Annotated in this window: 23 protein-coding genes; 4 read left to right on the top strand and 19 right to left on the bottom strand. The window is 40.8% G+C overall.

Annotated elements, in window-relative coordinates:
* Nucleotides 1-2: 2 nt before the first annotated feature.
* The 5 genes from PQ511_RS03475 to PQ511_RS03455 form a co-directional block, all read right to left on the bottom strand.
* Nucleotides 3-1,142, bottom strand: a complete 1,140-nt coding sequence (locus tag PQ511_RS03475; protein WP_273850532.1) for a glucose-1-phosphate adenylyltransferase — start codon at nucleotides 1,140-1,142, stop codon at nucleotides 3-5.
* The gene (gene glgB, locus PQ511_RS03470; RefSeq protein ID WP_273850531.1) at nucleotides 1,135-3,042 is read right to left on the bottom strand and encodes a 1,4-alpha-glucan branching protein GlgB; all 1,908 of its coding nucleotides are present in this window, start codon (nucleotides 3,040-3,042) and stop codon (nucleotides 1,135-1,137) included. The genes PQ511_RS03475 and glgB overlap by 8 nt, the downstream gene beginning before the upstream one ends.
* 206 nt (nucleotides 3,043-3,248) lie before the next feature.
* Complete coding sequence (locus PQ511_RS03465; RefSeq protein ID WP_273850530.1) at nucleotides 3,249-4,259, bottom strand: glycoside hydrolase family 15 protein; 1,011 nt, start codon at nucleotides 4,257-4,259, stop codon at nucleotides 3,249-3,251.
* 98 nt (nucleotides 4,260-4,357) lie between these two features.
* A complete protein-coding gene (locus PQ511_RS03460; RefSeq protein WP_273850529.1) occupies nucleotides 4,358-4,615 on the bottom strand; it encodes a YhdB family protein in 258 nt (85 codons plus the stop codon).
* 77 nt (nucleotides 4,616-4,692) lie between these two features.
* Entirely contained in the window at nucleotides 4,693-5,553 is an 861-nt protein-coding gene (locus PQ511_RS03455; RefSeq protein WP_273850527.1) for a CvfB family protein, read from the bottom strand.
* A gap of 130 nt (nucleotides 5,554-5,683) precedes the next feature.
* Here PQ511_RS03455 and PQ511_RS03450 point away from each other — a divergent pair, with 130 nt between their 5' ends.
* On the top strand, nucleotides 5,684-5,953 hold the full coding sequence (locus tag PQ511_RS03450; protein WP_273850526.1) for a DUF2524 family protein: 270 nt from the start codon (nucleotides 5,684-5,686) through the stop codon (nucleotides 5,951-5,953).
* A gap of 37 nt (nucleotides 5,954-5,990) precedes the next feature.
* On the opposite strand, the gene PQ511_RS03445 is transcribed toward PQ511_RS03450, so the two are convergent.
* A complete protein-coding gene (locus PQ511_RS03445) occupies nucleotides 5,991-6,509 on the bottom strand; it encodes an acyl-CoA thioesterase (RefSeq protein ID WP_273850525.1) in 519 nt (172 codons plus the stop codon).
* Between the two features lie 16 nt (nucleotides 6,510-6,525).
* A complete protein-coding gene (locus tag PQ511_RS03440) occupies nucleotides 6,526-8,214 on the bottom strand; it encodes a formate--tetrahydrofolate ligase (protein WP_273850524.1) in 1,689 nt (562 codons plus the stop codon).
* Nucleotides 8,215-8,497: 283 nt separating this feature from the next.
* Between PQ511_RS03440 and cspD the strand changes: the two genes are divergently transcribed.
* Nucleotides 8,498-8,698 (top strand): cold-shock protein CspD, encoded by a 201-nt coding sequence (gene cspD, locus PQ511_RS03435; RefSeq protein WP_159782470.1) that lies wholly within the window; start codon nucleotides 8,498-8,500, stop codon nucleotides 8,696-8,698.
* A 110-nt stretch (nucleotides 8,699-8,808) separates the two neighbouring features.
* A complete protein-coding gene (locus tag PQ511_RS03430; RefSeq protein ID WP_273850523.1) occupies nucleotides 8,809-9,057 on the top strand; it encodes a DUF2564 family protein in 249 nt (82 codons plus the stop codon).
* Between the two features lie 25 nt (nucleotides 9,058-9,082).
* On the opposite strand, the gene PQ511_RS03425 is transcribed toward PQ511_RS03430, so the two are convergent.
* Complete coding sequence (locus PQ511_RS03425) at nucleotides 9,083-9,745, bottom strand: DUF771 domain-containing protein (protein ID WP_273850522.1); 663 nt, start codon at nucleotides 9,743-9,745, stop codon at nucleotides 9,083-9,085.
* Between the two features lie 13 nt (nucleotides 9,746-9,758).
* Complete coding sequence (locus PQ511_RS03420) at nucleotides 9,759-9,938, bottom strand: zinc-finger domain-containing protein (protein WP_273850521.1); 180 nt, start codon at nucleotides 9,936-9,938, stop codon at nucleotides 9,759-9,761.
* A gap of 122 nt (nucleotides 9,939-10,060) precedes the next feature.
* Here PQ511_RS03420 and PQ511_RS03415 point away from each other — a divergent pair, with 122 nt between their 5' ends.
* Nucleotides 10,061-10,459 (top strand): reverse transcriptase-like protein, encoded by a 399-nt coding sequence (locus PQ511_RS03415; protein WP_273850520.1) that lies wholly within the window; start codon nucleotides 10,061-10,063, stop codon nucleotides 10,457-10,459.
* 60 nt (nucleotides 10,460-10,519) lie between these two features.
* On the opposite strand, the gene PQ511_RS03410 is transcribed toward PQ511_RS03415, so the two are convergent.
* The 10 genes from PQ511_RS03410 to PQ511_RS03365 all read right to left on the bottom strand — a co-directional run bounded on the left by PQ511_RS03410 (nucleotide 10,520) and on the right by PQ511_RS03365 (nucleotide 18,847).
* A complete protein-coding gene (locus PQ511_RS03410) occupies nucleotides 10,520-11,398 on the bottom strand; it encodes a 5'-3' exonuclease (RefSeq protein ID WP_337957734.1) in 879 nt (292 codons plus the stop codon).
* 119 nt (nucleotides 11,399-11,517) lie between these two features.
* Entirely contained in the window at nucleotides 11,518-11,643 is a 126-nt protein-coding gene (locus tag PQ511_RS03405; protein WP_273850519.1) for a hypothetical protein, read from the bottom strand.
* A 60-nt stretch (nucleotides 11,644-11,703) separates the two neighbouring features.
* A complete protein-coding gene (locus PQ511_RS03400) occupies nucleotides 11,704-11,961 on the bottom strand; it encodes an IDEAL domain-containing protein (RefSeq protein ID WP_098443541.1) in 258 nt (85 codons plus the stop codon).
* Between the two features lie 135 nt (nucleotides 11,962-12,096).
* Entirely contained in the window at nucleotides 12,097-12,384 is a 288-nt protein-coding gene (locus PQ511_RS03395; RefSeq protein WP_273850518.1) for a YokU family protein, read from the bottom strand.
* Complete coding sequence (kamA, locus tag PQ511_RS03390) at nucleotides 12,381-13,784, bottom strand: lysine 2,3-aminomutase (protein ID WP_273850517.1); 1,404 nt, start codon at nucleotides 13,782-13,784, stop codon at nucleotides 12,381-12,383. Before kamA ends, PQ511_RS03395 begins: the two co-directional genes overlap by 4 nt.
* 137 nt (nucleotides 13,785-13,921) lie before the next feature.
* Nucleotides 13,922-15,295 (bottom strand): sigma-54 interaction domain-containing protein, encoded by a 1,374-nt coding sequence (locus PQ511_RS03385; RefSeq protein WP_273850515.1) that lies wholly within the window; start codon nucleotides 15,293-15,295, stop codon nucleotides 13,922-13,924.
* Nucleotides 15,296-15,337: 42 nt separating this feature from the next.
* Entirely contained in the window at nucleotides 15,338-16,192 is an 855-nt protein-coding gene (ablB, locus tag PQ511_RS03380) for a putative beta-lysine N-acetyltransferase (protein ID WP_273850514.1), read from the bottom strand.
* Nucleotides 16,193-16,276: 84 nt separating this feature from the next.
* Nucleotides 16,277-17,503, bottom strand: a complete 1,227-nt coding sequence (locus PQ511_RS03375) for a peptidase (RefSeq protein WP_273850619.1) — start codon at nucleotides 17,501-17,503, stop codon at nucleotides 16,277-16,279.
* A 13-nt stretch (nucleotides 17,504-17,516) separates the two neighbouring features.
* On the bottom strand, nucleotides 17,517-18,185 hold the full coding sequence (locus tag PQ511_RS03370; protein ID WP_273850513.1) for a 3-oxoacid CoA-transferase subunit B: 669 nt from the start codon (nucleotides 18,183-18,185) through the stop codon (nucleotides 17,517-17,519).
* Nucleotides 18,155-18,847, bottom strand: coding sequence for a CoA transferase subunit A (locus PQ511_RS03365; protein ID WP_273850512.1), 693 nt, complete (start codon nucleotides 18,845-18,847; stop codon nucleotides 18,155-18,157). Before PQ511_RS03365 ends, PQ511_RS03370 begins: the two co-directional genes overlap by 31 nt.
* Between the last annotated feature and the right edge of the window lie 5 nt (nucleotides 18,848-18,852).

Genomic DNA, 18,852 nt, shown 5'->3' with positions numbered 1-18,852 from the left:
CTCTATTTTGGTACCGAGACAATCTCGCCGTCAGCAATTAAAGAAATTGAACCATCACTTGAACCAAGTGTCATACCATCTTCTACAACAGTGCCACTTTCAACGATTGCGTTTTCAATTGTTACATTGGCACCAATTTTTACATTTGGCATAATGATTGAATTCCGAATCGTACTTCCAAGTCCAACGTGCACACCATAGAAAAGTACCGATCGATAGACATCTCCATACACAACGCAACCTTCGTTTACGAGCGAGCGAGTTACTTTCGCCTGAGGAGCGATATACTGTGGTGGTTGATTCGGGTTTACCGAATAAATTTTCCAGGCCGGGTCATTCAAAATTAACGCTGGGTCATCATCAAGGAGATCCATATTCGCTTCCCACAAACTTTGTAACGTTCCGACATCTTTCCAATATCCATTGAATGAATAAGCAAACACGTTCTTTTCATCTTCAATCATTGCTGGAATAATGTCTTTCCCAAAATCATTGGATGAGTCAGGATTCTGCTCATCTTCTGTTAAATATTTCTCCAAAGCTTTCCAGTTAAAAATATAAATACCCATTGATGCTAAATTCGTTTTTGGTTCTGCTGGTTTCTCTTGAAATTCAACAATGCGATCTTCATCATCCGTATTCATAATACCGAAGCGACTCGCTTCATTCCACGGCACTTCAAGAACGCCAATCGTCGCGTCTGCATCATGCTGTTCGTGGTAATCAAGCATTTCAGAATAATCCATTTTATAAATGTGGTCTCCTGATATAACGAGCACGTACTCAGGGTCATATTGCCTGATATAGTACATGTTTTGATAAATTGCATTCGCTGTGCCGCGATACCACTCGCCACCTTTTTGACCCATATAAGGTGGAAGGACAGAAACTCCTCCATTTTTACGGTCTAAATCCCAAGAACTGCCGATTCCAATGTACGAATTGAGTATGTACGGCTGATATTGCGTAAGCACGCCAACCGTATCAATTCCTGAATTACTGCAGTTACTAAGAGTAAAATCAATAATACGATATTTTCCACCGAACGGAACGGCAGGCTTCGCAAGACGAGTTGTTAACTTTCCAAGCCTTGTCCCCTGACCTCCTGCAAGTAGCATGGCGACACAACGTTTTCTAGACATAGCGACTTCTCCTTTCAAGGTTGCTCTTATTTTTTTTGCCGAGAATCACAATTCCAAGCGGTGGTACTTTAAGCATCAGGCTATAGGACTGATTATGATAAGGGGTTTTTTCGCTTAGCAATTCTTCTGCATTTAGTTGACCTGATCCACCGTACTTTTCTTGATCGCTATTAAACATTTCAATATATGTTCCTGAAGAAGGAACCCCAATTCGATAATCATAGTAAACGTTAGGAGAAAAATTGATAATCGCGATATCGCAATCACCTTTCGCTTTCCCTTTTCTCATAAATGTTAGAACAGACTGACTGTTATCATTTGCATCAATCCATTCAAACCCCTGGGCCTCGTGATCAATGCGCCACATCGCTCTTGACTCTAAATAAAAATGATTTAAGTCTTTTACGTAAGCATTCATTTTGTTATGCATGTCATAGTCTAGAAGCATCCAGTCTAATTCGGATAAGTCTTTCCATTCATCAAATTGACCAAATTCTCCTCCCATAAACAGTAGCTTCTTTCCGGGGTGAGCCATCATATACCCATAAAGCGCGCGAAGATTGGCAAATTTCTGCCAATAGTCTCCTGGCATTTTATTCAATAATGACTTTTTACCGTGTACCACTTCGTCGTGTGATAATGGCAGAAGATAGTTTTCGGAAAAAGCATAGAAGAAAGAGAATGTCAGTAGATTATGATGGTGTTTGCGATCGTCCATATGAAGTTCCATATACTTTAGAACATCGTTCATCCATCCCATGTTCCATTTATAATTAAAACCGAGTCCACCCTCATGAATTGGCGCACTCACAAGCGGGTAATCTGTCGACTCTTCTGCCATCATCAGCACGTTAGGAAATTGCTCAAAGATGGTACGATTTAATTTCTGAATAAACTCTTTCGCTGCAGCGTTTTCACCTTCCACTCCACCGCTTTCATCGTCATGGTGATAGAGAAGCATCTGTGACACCGCATCGATCCTTAATCCATCAATGTGATAAAAGTCAAACCAGAAAACCGCATTTGAGATTAGAAAACTGACCACTTCAGGCTTACTATAATCAAAATTATACGTTCCCCAATTATGGCGTTCAGCTCGAGCGGGATCAGAGGGTTCAAAGACTGGCCCACCATCAAACTGCCCGAGTCCATGGGCATCCTTGCAAAAATGAGCAGGAACCCAATCAAGGATTACGCCGATGTCTTCCAAATGACATTGATCAATAAATGCTTTCAAATCATTAGGCTCACCGAATCGGCTTGTGACAGAAAAATAGCCTGTAATTTGATAGCCCCATGATCGGTCAAAAGGATGTTCCATCACGGGCATCAGCTCGATATGAGTATAACCATGTTCTTTCACATAAGGAATGAGCTCCTTCGTGAGATCCTTATAGGTGTAATAAGAACCATCTTCTTTTCTGCGCCACGATCCTGGATGGACTTCATAAATTGATAGAGGTCCATTATAAGGGGCGGTTTTCTTTCGCTTTGTCATCCACTTCGTATCCTGCCAGTCAAACTCATCTACTTTTTTGACGATCGATGCAGTCTTCGGTTTTAATTCCGAATAAAAAGCATACGGATCCGACTTCATCAGCATCTCGCCTGCACGTGTTTCGACAGCATATTTGTAGAGTTCATTTTCTGATAAATGTTCTACAAATAACGACCAAAGCCCTGACTCTTCCACTTTTTCCATCGGATGCGCAGTGGGATCCCATTGGTTAAAATTCCCTGTTACGGCTACGGCTGCAGCATGAGGAGCCCAGACTGTAAACCTGACTCCAAACCGTCCATGTTCCTCCCTTAAATGGGCACCCATTGAACGATAAGCCTGAAATAAATTTCCCTGATGAAATAGATACCGATCAAACTCTGTCGGTATAGATACAGTCATTGTGACACCTCGCTCTCATTGATAAATAGAGGGATTCCACCATAGTTATCCTCTACATCCTAAAGATTCGACACGTCCCATTAGGTTTCCTTTTAAAAATTTTTTTGTCGAAAAATACATGAGTTTTTCGACAAATAAGGGAATATTTTTTCATTTTTCCACTAAAAAAAGGCTACGCAGGAACAGCGCAACCTTCTCATCATTGTTTATGAAACATTCTCTTGCATTTCCGCCATACGCACTTGTAGCTGATAAGCCATTGAAATAGACCATGCTAACGGAGTATTTTTATTCGGGATATTCGTACCACCAATATAGAGTTCAGGTATTTTTCCATTTTCTGGTGTGATGCTCATTGTTTTGGACCAATACTCACTCATTTTATCAAGTTCTCCTAGTTGCTCATAACATAAGCCAAGCCATGGAAATCCAAAACACCATTCTGCTTCGCTACCTTCATTGTAATAAATATCATTCTCGTACCTAATGATGCCACGTTCTCTTTCTAGGCGATCCGTTACGCGGTCCACAATTTGTATCGCCTGCTCTCTCGAAACAACATTTAAAGGATAAATTAATGATAAAAGTGCTAAGTCAGCTTCTTTCGTTTCACTCTCACAAGGTACAAGGTCATCTAAAGTCTTTTCACCTTTTTCAATCATATAAGACGGTACGTTCACCAAAGTTTTAACTGCCTTTAAGCCAGCGACACATGCTCCGACACTTGATGCATGTATTTCCACATTTTCTTCCCACATCCCATTATCAGGGCTCTTCCAATATTCGAGGCATTCCAGGTAATCGACAAGCTTTTGAACAATGCGATGATCTACTTTGTCTCTTAGCATTGGTTTACCATTTTGTATCCCCTGACCGATTCCGAATAACAGTATACCTATTGCATCATTTTGCGCATGACCCCATTCAACCGGGATTTCTTCTAAGTCTTTCGAATAACGGGCGTGAATGTATTCATGTAGATAATGTGGCTTCTGTTCCGTATGAATATCAAGCTTCCACTCATATTTTCTAAGTAACGTGAGCAAAGCATGGTACGCTTTTTCATATCGTGAACACTTTGAATTTAAATATGGCATAACCGCATAGCATACATCTCTGATCCAAACGTAGTCATAATCATCAGATGTACTTGCAACATAAGCTCCGTTAGGTAGTCGCATGCTTTCAAGTACACTGTGCAGCTGCTGTTGATTCATATTTCTCACCTGCTCCTTATTTTTTACTACAATTATACCCTTTTCGACAATTTTAAACCTTTTCACCAATTAAAAAACTGACCTCAATCTGTACGAGGTCAGTCTAAAGTCTGATTTATAGCCGCTATCTCACCAATTTCAGGTTCCATGCGATAAACGTAATCAATGTAGGAAAGAAGCGTATCTCGTGCTTCTTTTACCTTCATAAATTCAGTTTCGCGTATAAAGGCATGCACGAATTGTTCAATTCGCTTCGAAAGAATGTCATCTTCTGTTTTCATCATTAAAATGCTGAGATCAATACATGCACAATGATGCGTGTAATAAAGAGCTTTGTCATAGTCGGTTATATCCAATGACTTGCCCCCTTTCTAGGAGCTTACCTATAGTATTTGCCCGTAAGCCCCGGTTACACGAAGAAAAAGATGTCATATTAGGATTTCAAAAAGGTGACTCCGTCTTGTTGTTCCACTTTCTTTTCTTTTATCAGTTTTCCCATCGCTCGCTTGAAAGCAGCTTTACTGATGTTAAATTCCTTTTTAATCGCTTCTGGATCACTTTTATCTGTGAAAGGCATTTGATTATCATGCTGTTGCATATAAGCAACGAGACGATCCGAATCCTCAAGTCTTGCTTCCTTTACAAGTGGCCTTGTTGACACATTGACACGACCATCTTCTCTTACAAATGTAATTCTCATTGTCAAACGTTGGCCGAGCCTTACTTGATCTTTCATTTCATCTTTATGAAGATAAGCAAGATATCCTTCGTTTGTCAGAATGGAGACACCATCGTCAAGAAAACGGAACACAAGGCCTTCTACTTCTGCATTTTTGCTATCGACAGGCGCTGCCACCGAAAGTTCCTGGATTTCTTCAAATTTGCTTAAATCAGCAAACAAGCGCTTTTTTTTATCAAGCTTTAACCCACAATAGAGCTCATCACCAATCGCTGGCCACGTTGCCCAGTCATAAGGAAGGTCATCTTTTGATAAGAGCATGTCCTTTTGAATACCAATGTCTACAAATACGCCAAGACTTCGCTTGACTTCTACAACTTTTAAAATTGAAAAAGAATCCATTGTAACGAGTGGAACAGTTTCAGTTGCAGAAAGTCTGCCCTGATGATCATGATACAAAAAAACCTCTACTTCATCATCTTCTTCGTAATGATTCTTAGCTTCCTTTTTATGAAGCATCACATCTTCATAACCATTTGTTAAAAAATAACCGTATTCTTGAATACGTGCGACCCGTAATGTTGTCATTTCTCCTGCATGTAATTCACTTGCCAACGTGCTTCACGCCTTTCTTGTTTCTCGTCTTAGTATATCACTTCCACTAAAGGTATTTTCCCTTCTTTCTCATAAAAGTATCTTTCCTGTCAATACTAATGGTGAATCCAGTCAAAAGGGGAGGCTCTTTATGTCCACTTACCGTAAAGTCGAAGAAATGTTAAAAAACGCTCATGAGCTAACTGAATATGCTGATGAACAGCTTCAACTAGCAACCCAACAGCAATCTGCATTGACCGATAAAGGATATACGGAAACACAACAATTGCTTGAGCGTATGTCGGTAGAGCTCGGTAAAATGATTCACAGTGCAAATCCTGAACAGCGTGACGCCCTTAACAGAGCGCAACAACAAATTCAGGATCGTCAGAATAATTTCATCCTTGGATTTGAAACGTGAGATCTGCTAACAGCAGGTCTCTTATTTTTGAAGTCGATTAAGAAAAAAACCCAAATTCACTGGCTAACGTCTGAGAGTGTTTCCTTCTAGCTTTTCTCGCTTTCATTCGTTCAAATCCACCATCATTTACAAATTTTTCTTCTTCCGTTTCAGGCATCGCTTCTGGTACCCTGGTTGGAATGCTATCTTCATCAAGGGCTACGAACGTCAAAAAGGACGTCGCACATACTTTCTTTTTCCCTGATATCACATTCTCTGCAAAAATCTTTACAAACACTTCCATCGATGTGTTATGCGTCCAACTAACGTAAGCTTCTAAACTTACGACTTCTCCTTCACGAATCGGACTAAGAAAATCGATGGAGTCGGCTGATGCCGTGACAACTGCAGATCTTGCATGTTTCGACGCTGCAATCGCTGCAATATCATCAATGTAAGACATAAGCTTCCCACCAAAGAGCGTGCCATGTGTGTTCGTGTCTGAAGGTAATACAAAACTTGATTTCGTTGTTCTTGAATCACGTATTAATTTCTTTGTTAAAACCGTATTCGTCATTTTTTATCCACACTTTCTAGAAAAGCCCAATTGCTGTTCCATCTTCTGAAACATCCATATTAAGAGCCGCAGGTTTTTTAGGTAATCCAGGCATTGTCATCACGTTACCGGTTAATGCTACGATAAATCCAGCTCCAATGGAAGGACGGAATTCACGTATTGTAATTCTAAATCCAGAAGGTCGTCCTAGCAGAGAGGGATCATCTGAAAGAGAGTACTGGGTTTTCGCCATACATACTGGCAGTTGATCCCACCCATTTTCTTCGAATTCTCGCATCTGCTTCTTTGCTTTAGAAGACAAATCGACGCCCTCTGCTCCGTAGATTTCCGTTGCAATTTTTTCTACTTTTTCTTGAAGAGTAAGATTTAGATCGTAAAGAGGTTTAAAATGGTTCTCGTTTTGCTCGATTTCTTTTAATAACGTTTTAGCTAGTTCAACGCCACCTTCGCCACCATTTGCCCACACATCGGTTAACGCTACTGGTATCTCATTTTCCTTACACCATTGTTGCAATGCTTTTACTTCAAGATCAGTATCGGTAACAAAACGGTTAATGGCCACTACAAATGGAACACCAAACTTTTTAATGGAAGCGACATGGTGTTCAAGATTAGCTAGTCCCTTATGTAAAGCACCAACATCCTCTTTTTTAAGCTCGTCCTTTGGTACACCACCGTGCATTTTAAGGGCGCGAATCGTCGCAACGATAACAGTTGCTGCGGGCTCAATCTCACCTGCCCTTGTTTTGATATCAAAAAACTTCTCAGCTCCAAGATCTGCTCCAAAGCCTGCTTCAGTAATCACATAATCAGAAAGCTTTTGAGCCATTTTCGTAGCAGCGACACTATTGCATCCGTGAGCAATGTTTGCAAATGGACCGCCGTGAATAAGTGCTGGGGTATTTTCTAACGTTTGAACGAGGTTTGGATTCATCGCATCTTTCAATAAAAGAGTAATTGCTCCTTCTACACCTAAATCTCCAGCCGTGATTGGCTCTTTGTTCATGTTATATCCTACGACAATCGAAGCAATACGTTTCTTAAGATCAGTTAAGTCTGAAGCGAGGCAAAGAATCGCCATGATTTCTGACGCAACTGTAATATCGAAACCATCTTCACGAGGGACACCCTGCGTGCTGCCACCTAATCCAACAATGACATTTCGTAGGGCACGGTCATTTAAATCCACGACTCGTTTCCACGTTACACGTCTCGTGTCAAAGCCGAGTTCATTACCTTGATGAATGTGGTTATCGATTAGGGCCGATAGGGCGTTGTGAGCAGAAGTGATCGCATGGATATCCCCTGTAAAATGAAGATTAATATCTTCCATAGGCATGACTTGAGCGTATCCTCCCCCAGCGGCACCCCCTTTGATACCCATGCTTGGCCCTAATGAAGGTTCTCTCATCGCAACGATGGCTTTTTCGCCAATTCGATTTAATGCCTGGGCAAGCCCTACTGTTACTGTACTTTTCCCTTCTCCTGCAGGTGTAGGATTGATTGCAGTAACAAGAACAACTTTTCCAGAAGGAAAATCATCCAAACGTTTCATCGCATTCAAAGAAATTTTTGCTTTGTAGTGACCATAAGGTTCCCATTCGTCTTCATGTAATCCTAATTGACCAGCGATGGTTTTAATTCGCTTCATCTGAGATTCTTGCGCAATTTCAATGTCACTTTTATACTTCATTTCCGGCTTCATAAGACCCCTCCATGCGTTAAATTACTTAACTCCATTATCCATCTTACCCAACTTTATTCTTCACGTTAAGGATTATGTGCTAATCTGTCAGGAGTGTTGACATTTTTATAGTGAGACGTTATAGTTAAATTAACCATTTATCACATAGGATATTTGATTGAGACTTTGAATTCGATTTTTTGTGCACTTCTCGTACACGTCGAATATCTCTTATTCAACATCCGGTGAATGGTTGAAATTTAAAGTGCACAAGGATTGTGCTAAGCTTTTAGGAGGAACAAACATGCAAAACGGTAAAGTAAAATGGTTTAATGCAGAAAAAGGATTCGGTTTCATCGAAATCGAAGGAGCTGACGATGTTTTCGTACACTTCTCAGCAATCAATGACGAAGGTTTCAAAACACTTGAAGAAGGCCAAGAAGTTTCTTTCGAAATCGTTGAAGGAAACCGCGGACCTCAAGCTGCTAACGTAAACAAACTTTAATTATAAAACCACAAGGAACTGATGCTTGCATCAGTTCCTTTTTTTTGTATCTTTTTCGATTAATCCCCATCCCCCGTGGTCATACTATGATTGTGAAAGGGTGGGATCATATGTCAGAGCCATATTCTGATTTGCAGCAAATTGAAATGTCCATTAAATCAGCTCAGCATCTCGTAGGGCAAGCTACAAAAAGCATGAATGGGAACCAATTGAAAGCTGCACAAGATGCTATTAACCAGGCAAAAGAACAGTTTCAACAAGCACTGTCACATAAGTCAGGGACTAATGCGCAGTTTTACGAATTTTCAAGTGAATTAATTGAAAAATGCGAAACGCAATTAAGAGAAGCAAACGAATAAGAGAAGCAGCCCTTCGCTGCTTCTCTTATTCGTTATCCAGCTCAATCGAACTACTAATTTCAGTTCCATTTAACGCTTGCTTGGCTAACCGGTGAGACTCTTTATTCTCATCCCGTGAGATATGCTTGTACACCGGTTGAAGTCGTAATTGACGGAGTGTATCTTCAATTCGGTCCATCCACCTCGTAAACAGTGGTTCATAAACAGCCCACTCACCTGCAAGCTGATTAATAACGACTTGAGAATCACCCTTGATCATGATTTCTGTGTCTTCTACATCAATGGTTTTAATTTCTTGAAGACCTAACCAAAGAGCGGCATACTCTGCTTCATTATTGTTTTCAAGATAATCAAGCGCTTTATTTATCCGTATTCGCTTTCGCTGTCTTCCCTCGTGATAATAAATTACCGCTCCACATCCAGCTTTCTTCGTTTGCTTATCAAAGCTACCATCAAAAATGATCTCAATCGAAGCTGGGCGTTCCTGCTTTTTGGTCATATAGGTTTCCAATTCTTTCACTGACCATTTTGTTCCTCGATTATCTAAAAAGTAAAGGTCGATGGATCGACCCGTCTTTGTAATATCTCGTGCCATAAGCATGGCTTCATTAAACGGCATTTCATCAGAGGTCATCCAGGAGGAAATGCCTCTAGGTGTCTTGTATTTCCACTTTACAATCACATCCATTGGTGGGTCCTCCTTATGTCAAATGTTTGCCCAATTGCTTTAATTCTTCTCCAACCGTGCACTCCGTAATACAAAACCGCTGGGCATGACACTTCCCATAATCATGCTGATTCACTCTCTTTAATAAACAATCCTGACAATATGTATCAAGGATTAATCCAACTTCCATCATCACTTCTTTTTTCTTCATCATCTTCACTCCTACACACGTCCCTTCTATACAGCTTTCTCCTTTTATCTTAAATGTATGTCTTCTCTCTACGAACATGATTATGATAAAATACAACAAGACTAGTCCACAGAGAGGAGCACCAAATGATTGAAGTCTATGTAGACGGAGCAAGTGCAGGCAATCCGGGTCCCTCTGGAGCCGGTGTCTTTATTAAAGCTGAAGGTAGCGTTATTCGATCTTCTCTTCCACTTGGCACGCTTACAAACCATGAAGCAGAATTTGAAGCATTAATTCACGCTCTCTCGATTTGCACAGAGAATCAGTACCGTACCCTATCTATCCGAACAGATTCCCAGCTCGTGAGCAGCGCTGTAGATGGAAGATACGTAAAAAATAAAGACTTTCAACCTTATTTAACTCGCTGTCTTGAATTAGTCGATCAGTTTGATCTTTGTTTTATCAAATGGATTCCTAGTTCAAAAAATAAAATGGCAGACGAACTCGCGCGAAAAGCCATTCAGCAAAATGAACAGCAACAGTAATCATAACCCTATGAAAATTGAGCGCCTTCCATGCAAAGGCGCTGTTTTTATCTCGTTTCATTACATCCGAACGCGTAACCCTAACCTATCGAACTCGGACTTCATCTGGGTATAATCGAGTGCTAATTTGCACTCGTTAAACGTATAACGATCAAGCTCAGGAATGGCGCACTCGATTGTAACAAGCTCTAGACTTAATTTAGCGAGCTCCTCTCCTTCAATCAACTTTTTTCGATACCGGTTAAATTTGCTATCTAGCTCATCGATGTTCTCATACACACCCTGAATCGATCCGTATTGTTGGATGAGAGGTAACGCAGCCTTGTCTCCAACTCCCGCCACTCCAGGAATATTATCGCTTTTATCTCCTAAAAGAGCCTTCACATCTACCCACTGATCAGGAGTAATTCTATACTCTGTTTTAAAATGCTCTTCAGAATATACCCGATCGCCTTCTTTTCGAATCGCGATGATTTGTGACACATTTGGATTTAATAGTTGAAGCAAGTCCCTATCGTTACTGTATATGTAACAATCTCCGTGGCCTTCTTTCGTCCACTTGTCAGATAGCGTACCGATTACATCATCCGCTTCAAATCCTTCTACACTCATTTGTGGTATTCCTGTTGCACGGAACAAATTCACTGCTGTTTCATACTGCTGAATTAAAGGTGCAGGGAGATCTTCTCTTGTCCCCTTGTAGTCTTCAAATAGCGCTTTACGCTTCACTTCATTTCGCTTAACGTCCCAGGTTACGACTAAATGTGTTGGCTCATACTCATTTATAAGTAACATCATTTTTTGCAATTTTACTCTTAGAGCGTTCGTATAGAGACCCTCAGGTGTTTTTGAAAGCTGTTCTTCTGATTTCCCATATGCAGTTGCAAAGTAGCCCCTACTCAATAAATTAAACCCATCAATTAAGATCAATCGTCCCATGATTCTTATCATCCTTTCACTCACTGAACCTATTTTCTTTTGTAATGGTACCATAGATTGTGAAAGTTCGTTGTTTCCTCAAAAGAAAAAGCCTTCAAAATGAATTGAAGGCTTTTTCTTTAATCTTGCGGGTTTTTCAATTTTTCAGCTTCCATCTCTGCATAAGATGGCATTTGTTTCGCTTTGTGCTGCTTGGCGTTATTATTACGTTGTGCATTGGGATTCCCTTTTTTCTGTCTGCCCATCTTGACACTCCTTTAGAAAGTAATTCTTCTCTAGTTTGTGTCAGTTAGGTCTCATTCTATTCAGTCGAAATGAAGCTCCTGTTTGTAAGAACGGAGAAACGCAACATACTGTCTTGACGCTTCTTCAAATGCTTTTTCGTCTCGTCGGTCTAGAGCTTGATCAATGGTTTGCTGATAACGTTCTTCCTGGAAAGTAAACACGGCTTCATCAAGGATTAATTGGGCGTACAATTCCAACTCAAACGTTTCCTGTTCTTGTTTCTTTTTCATAGCACGTTGTTTCATATTGTCTTTATACGACTTATGATGATTGTTCATGCTAGCTCTCCCCCCTCTGAAGCTCTTTTTTCTATTATACGAGGGAATCGTCAAAATATCAATATTTTTCAGAATATTCCGATATAACTTTTTTTACGTATTTTTCTTTCCTTTGTAAACTGTCTTTTTTCATAGTTAAAGCGGGTAGCGGTTAATGTCAAAATAGTTTTTCTTGAGGAGTCTCTCCTGGCTCATTAATTTCTGATAGGAAAAAGAAGATGGTAATTTCCCCGTATCAATCAACATAAGCTGCTCCTCGACATCACCTACTAATTCATCCGTTTGATAACACATTCCGCAATCATTACACTGAATCGACGGCAAATCACTTATTTCTACAGCTCTTGTTCCGTCAGGAAGTTCCCAGTAGCCTATATCCAGCGTTTCAAATGCGCCTTCTTGCTCGCACCATTTACAGATCATACGCTTTCTTCTCCTTTCTCAGTGTACTTCTGCTGCTCCGCATTAAATTTCTTTTCTTTCATTAAATCTCGCTTATCTCGCTTATCTTTTAAGGAGCTGTGCGCTGCATCCTGTTCATATTTCGACCTTCGATCAAAACGCTGGATACCTTCAGGAACAAGATTGAACCGTTCATCCGTCATGAGTGAATGGATGCCAATTGCAGGTTTTTTCTCCAATTCATAGACTTGATTAAAATATTGATCAGCAGTTCCAGGAGTATAATTTTCAGGCTCTGGATAAGAAGTAATAACTCCCTCAAAGTTTCGTAAAATAACTTTATCTGCACTTTGGGAAATCATGTAATTAGGCTGAAGCGCAATTTTCCCACCGCCACCAGGTGCATCGACTACAAAGGTTGGCACAGCATAACCTGATGTATGACCTCTTAAGCCTTCAATAATTTCTAATCCTTTCGATACAGGTGCACGAAAATGGCCAATTCCTTCAGACAAGTCACATTGATAAATATAGTATGGGCGTACACGTATTTTGACTAGATCATGCATTAGCTTCTTCATAATTGAAACGCTATCATTTATACCTGCAAGAATGACCGCTTGATTGCCGACCGGAACGCCTGCGTCTGCGAGCATTTCACATGCTTTCTTGGACTCATCTGTAATTTCAATACTTGTATTAAAGTGAGTATTTAACCAAATAGGATGATATTTTTTAAGAATGTTACATAAGTTTTCTGTAATTCGCTGTGGAAACACAACTGGCGCTCTCGTTCCAATTCGAATGATTTCTACATGTGGAATCGCTCGTAAATTTTTCAAAACGTACTCAAGAATTTTATCATTAATTAATAGTCCATCACCGCCAGATATGAGCACATCTCTCACTTCTGGTGTGTTTGAAATATACTGAATCGCTTCGTCCAGCTGTTTCTTAGGGACACCCATACCAATCTGTCCAGAGAAGCGTCTTCTCGTACAGTAACGGCAGTACATGGAACATTGGTTTGTGACTAAAAAAAGGACGCGATCAGGATAACGATGTGTTAATCCTGGTACAGGCGAGTCTTCATCTTCATGAAGAGGGTCTTCAAGGTCATACCTCGTTTTGTGCATTTCTTGAGAGATAGGCACTGACTGCATGCGTACCGGGCAACGAGGATCATCTGGATTCATTAATGAAGCATAATAAGGCGTAATGTTTAAAGGAATGGTTTTCGTCGCAATCTTCACACCTTCTTCTTCATCTGGTGTTAAATTCACAACCTTCTTTAAATCATCAAGCGTTCGAATCGTATTCGTAAGCTGCCAAATCCAGTCATTCCACTGATCCTCCGTTACATCCTTCCAAAGTTCAATGTCTTTCCAATGACGACCTGGTTTATAAAGTTGCATCAGCATGATACATTCCCCCTTCAAGTAATCTACTTCTATACTATGCAAGTTGCGTGCCAGCTCCATTATTTCTTTCTAGAAAGCTATGTAGGAGGCTCTGAACGAGCTATTTCTCAACCAAATAAAAAAGTCAGAGGTGCTCATTATTCGGCACTCTGACGTTGAAGTTTCATAAGTTTATATTGAAGCGTTTGTCTTGGAATTCCGAGCTGTTCTGCAGCTTTTTTTACATTGCCACGACTGTTTTTCATCGCATGTTGAATATGATCCAACTCCGTCTGACGTAAAATTTCTGGCAACGAATTTCCGACTTCCCGGCTCGGTTCCGATACTAACATCGAAAAGTCTTTTTCATGCAGTATCGTTCCTTCTGCAAAATTCATCGCTGATTGAATCACATGCTCGAGCTCTCGCACATTCCCTTGCCAGCTTCTTTGACACAAAAGCAATTCCGCGTTTTTTTCAATGGATGTTATTTGTTTATTAAATTTCACATTATATTTTTTAATAAAATGATTCATAAGTTCTGGTATGTCTTCGCATCGCTCGCGAAGAGGTGGGATTCTAAGATAAATAACATTTAATCGATAATATAAATCGACTCGCAATCGTTTATCATCTAGTGCTATTTCTGGCTCTTCATTCATTGCTGCGATGATTCGCACATCTACTTTTCTCGTTTTCCCTGCCCCTATTCTTCGAATGACGCCATCTTCTAATACCCGCAAAAGCTTAGCCTGAACATCAATCGGCATTGAATTAATTTCATCAAGAAAAAGCGTTCCACCATCTGCAAGTTCAAATAACCCCTCTCTTTCCTCAGCACCTGTAAAGCTCCCTTTAGTTGTTCCAAATAGAATAGACTCAAGAATGGATGATGGTAATGCCGCACAGTTTTGAGCAATAAATGGTCCTGATCGTTTCGATGCGTTGTGAATAGACTGAACGAGAAGCTCTTTTCCGGTACCTGTTTCTCCGTAAACAAGAACTGGGGAATGGAGAGTGGCCGCTTTCTTCGCTCGCTCTTTTACCTGCATAAACAATGAATCGTTCGTTAGGATGTGGTCAAATGTAAAACTCGTCCCATCGTCATATTCCTTAACCGTTTTTTTATTCATTTTAGATTGTAATTCCATCACCTTATCAGATAGCGTTTTAATACGTGAAATGTCCCGCGCAATTTCAACCGCGCCTTCCAGATGTCCCTTGACCACAATAGGTAACGTCGTATTAATCGTAGAAATCAATTTTCCTTTCATGTTTCGATACGTTTGGTCTTTATTAAAGATCGCCTTCCTTGTTGTTAGAACATGCGACAATGTACTCGTTTCTTTCGATAAAGAAGGGAACGCCTCCAAATAGTGTTTTCCTAACACATCTTCTACGAGTAACCCATCGTGCTTCGCCGCCATTTCGTTGTAGTAAATTGTTATGCCGTGGTTATCAATCACATGAATGCCTTCATCAATACTTTCTAAAATGGCTTCAAACATACCTTCTGTTAACATATTTCTCATAGACGTCCTCCTTTATGCCGGAAATTCGTCATTCTATGCCCATTATTCGGCACTCTTGATAAGCGGCTTGCTCCATAGGTTCATATTTTCCCAATCATTAAAAATCCTCACGTTATTGACAAGCCTGCCACCATATTGATAATTAAGCTGATATAAGACTGCGTTCATTCCAAAGGAGCGGCTTCTTGCAATCGAATAAGCATAATAAATTTTCTCTTTTAGTAGTTCTTGTTCTAAAGCCAAAATTAAGTGACGCATCGTTCCCGCTTTTCTGTTCGCTGAAAGTGTTGCGCAATCCGTCATCTCCGCGTTTTTATAGGTGCGGTTTATTTCAGCTGAAGCAGCGCTAACGATGACATCCTTGTCTTCAATTAGAAAGAAAATCGTATCATTTTTCATCACTTTCTCAATATATTTGGGGTTATCCATTGGGGTTGGATAAACAGCAAACACATTTTTATAGAGAATTGCAAGCGCTTCTGCATCTTCTTCAGTCCCTCTTCTCATACGTGGTTTTTCCGTTAAGGGAGTTGCTTGCTTGCTCCGCACGGCAGCTAGTAAATGATCCTCTTCTAGCCAGGAGAGACTATTTCGCCGCCAGTCTGCGTTATATAATGTCATAAGATAAGCATCGCTTCCTGAAAAATAGGCTTCAATCATCCCTTCAATCGTATAGCCCATCGAAAGAAAGTAGGAGACGTGTTCACGCTGTGCTTTCACGATGCATTTAGTATATTCTTTTGTAAATATAGACCGAATGTGCTCCGTAATTGAAAGCAGGTTACCATCATAATAGTCAATGCGAATCCGCTCATTAAAGCGATCAAAGGTACATGCAAATGCATAGTCTCCTCCCTGAAACACTTGTTCCACTGCCTCTATTTGTTTATTGTTCATATACAGCCTCCCTCACTTCCTAATCAGTAGTTCTTCTTTCTAAGAAGAAATTCCTCTTAAAAAGAAAAAAGAGCGAGTCCGCTCTTATTCGTTGAAGCCACACCATTCCATCAGGATATGAACATAAATTTCTGCCGCAAGCATCATTTGTTTAATTTCAATGTATTCATTCGGGAAATGAGCGACCGACGTCTCCCCAGGACCAAATACGATGGATGGCGTCTGCCCTACTTCTTGCAATAAACCACCATCCGTCCCCCATGGAGATGCTTCCACAACGACACTTTCCCCTGTTATTTCTTCGTACCTACGACTAATGATTGACACAAGAGGATGATCTTTAGCAACTTCACCAGGAAGCCACCTCGCGCCAAACCACTCGATCTTTACTGGATATTGAGCTAACCAGGGATCATCCACATTGTTTATCGCCTGCATCATCTCTTTTTTCGCATGTTCGAGCTCTTCTCCTGGGATGACTCCCATTCTCCCTTCAATTACAACCTGATCTGGTACTGATGAAGGCCATTCACCACCGGAAATTTTCCCCACATTGATTGGAACGGGGATTGGAATAGTTTGATAAAGGGGATCAGTTATGGCTACATTACGTTTCTGTTCTAGATTTTGGATGGCTTTTAGAACCAACATTGTTTTCTCTAAAGCTGATACACCCTCATATCGTGTTCCACCATGTGCACCTCTGCCTGTTACGGTTATTCGAAACCACATTGACCCCTGTTGTTTTGGAAATATTTTCATTTTAGTTGGCTCTGGAATAAGCGCTGCATCCGCTTTATACCCTCTTTTAATCGCCGCAAGTGTACCGGTTCCACCACTTTCTTCTTCGATTACACTTTCGAAAATCACATCTCCTTTTAACGTTATTCCCAAATCTTTCAGACATTGTAAGGCAAGCAACATAGAAGTATTGCCGCCTTTCATATCTGTTGCTCCCCTTCCGTAAAGACGTCCGTCCTTCACCACACCACTATAGGGATCCTCTGTCCAATCATTTCGATTCCCTGGTGGCACAACGTCAATGTGACCATTTAAGATGAGCGATCGACCACCACCTTTTCCTTTCCAAACCCCAACGATATTAGGACTTTGTGAGAAATCGGTGCGATTCGCACAGAAAGCATCATGATTAATTGTCTCAGCTCCAGGAATGAATCGATCCACGACCATGTTTAATTGATGGAGCTCTTCTTCCACAAGACGTTGCACTTCTGCCTCATTCCCCTGAACACTGTCACATTGGACAAAACGTTGGAGCAACTTAATACCATTTTCTTGATTTAGCTCCATCCAGTTTTTGATTTTATTCTTCAATCATCTGCCCCCTCACATGATCAACATTAACCTTAGCTTCTGTCGTATTTAAAATGTCCTCAATAGAATAGCCAGGCATGACTTCCAAAAGAATCAGTTCACCGCGCTCCACCTTCATGACCGCTCGCTCAGTCATGATCATATGAGCTCCTTCTTTCACCGTTAAAGGCAAGGTACATTCTTGTACAATTTTCGGATAACCCTCCCTCGTCGTATGGCTCATTAATACAATTACCTTCTTGGCCTTTTGGGCAAGATCAATCGCTCCCCCCATACCAGGGACTCTTTTTCCTGGAACAATCCAATTGGCTATATCTCCTTTTCCACTAACTTCAAGAGCACCGAGAATCGTTAAATCAAGGTATCCCCTTCTTACCATTCCAAAAGCTTCTGCGCTATCAAAAAAAGATGCGCCAGGTTGAATAGTGACGGGATACCCGCCGGCGTTTGAAAGGTTTCCATCTTCATAACCAGGTGCAGGGCTACCTCCCATACCAAGTATTCCGTTTTCCGTATGAAGCACTACGTCTAGAGAAGTTGGAATATAATCGGCTACTAATGTAGGGATACCGATGCCTAGGTTCACCATCATGCCATATGTCACTTCCCGTGCAGCTCTTTCTGCGATTAACCTTCTCGTTTCAGCTCCCATACCCATTTCCAATCAACCCCTTTGCTTTTGATCACATGATCGACGAAAACGCCCTGCGTGATAATTTGTTCAGGGTCTAGTTCGCCGATCTCGACGATTTCAGCCGCTTCCGCTATCGTGACATCTCCCGCTTGTGCCACAAGAGGATTTGTATTTCGTGCGCTTTGATCATAAAGCAAGTTTCCAAAACAGTCGGCTTGTTTACAAGCTACAATCGATAAATCTGCTGTTAAAGCAGGTTCAATCATATATTCCTTTCCATGCACGACCGTTTTTTCTTTTCCCTCTTCCACCGACGTCCCAAGGCCAACATCAACTAAAATTCCACCTAGCCCCATTCCGCCCGCACGAATTTTCTCAGCAAGGGTCCCTTGAGGATAAAAGTGGACATTCAGCTCACCTCGGTGCATTTGCTTACCTGCTTCCGGATTAGATCCGATATGAGAGGCGATAAGCGTTGAAACCCGTTTTTCTGTTACAAGCTTGCCTGGTCCAATCCATGGAAATCCCGCATCGTTACAAATTAATGTAATGTTTTTAATACCAGAATCGAGTATCCATTCAATAACCGATGGAGGTGAGCCAACTCCACCAAATCCACCGCACATAATGGTCATGTTATCTTTTAAGACAGTTAACTCAGACAATTTGCATACCTTGCTTCTCATCGTAA

The organism is Guptibacillus spartinae, from assembly GCF_028610625.1.
GTDB classification, from domain to species: domain Bacteria; phylum Bacillota; class Bacilli; order Bacillales; family Guptibacillaceae; genus Guptibacillus; species Guptibacillus spartinae.
The sequence above is the reverse complement of the archived record's forward strand: the minus strand, read 5'-3'. Positions and strand labels throughout refer to the sequence as shown.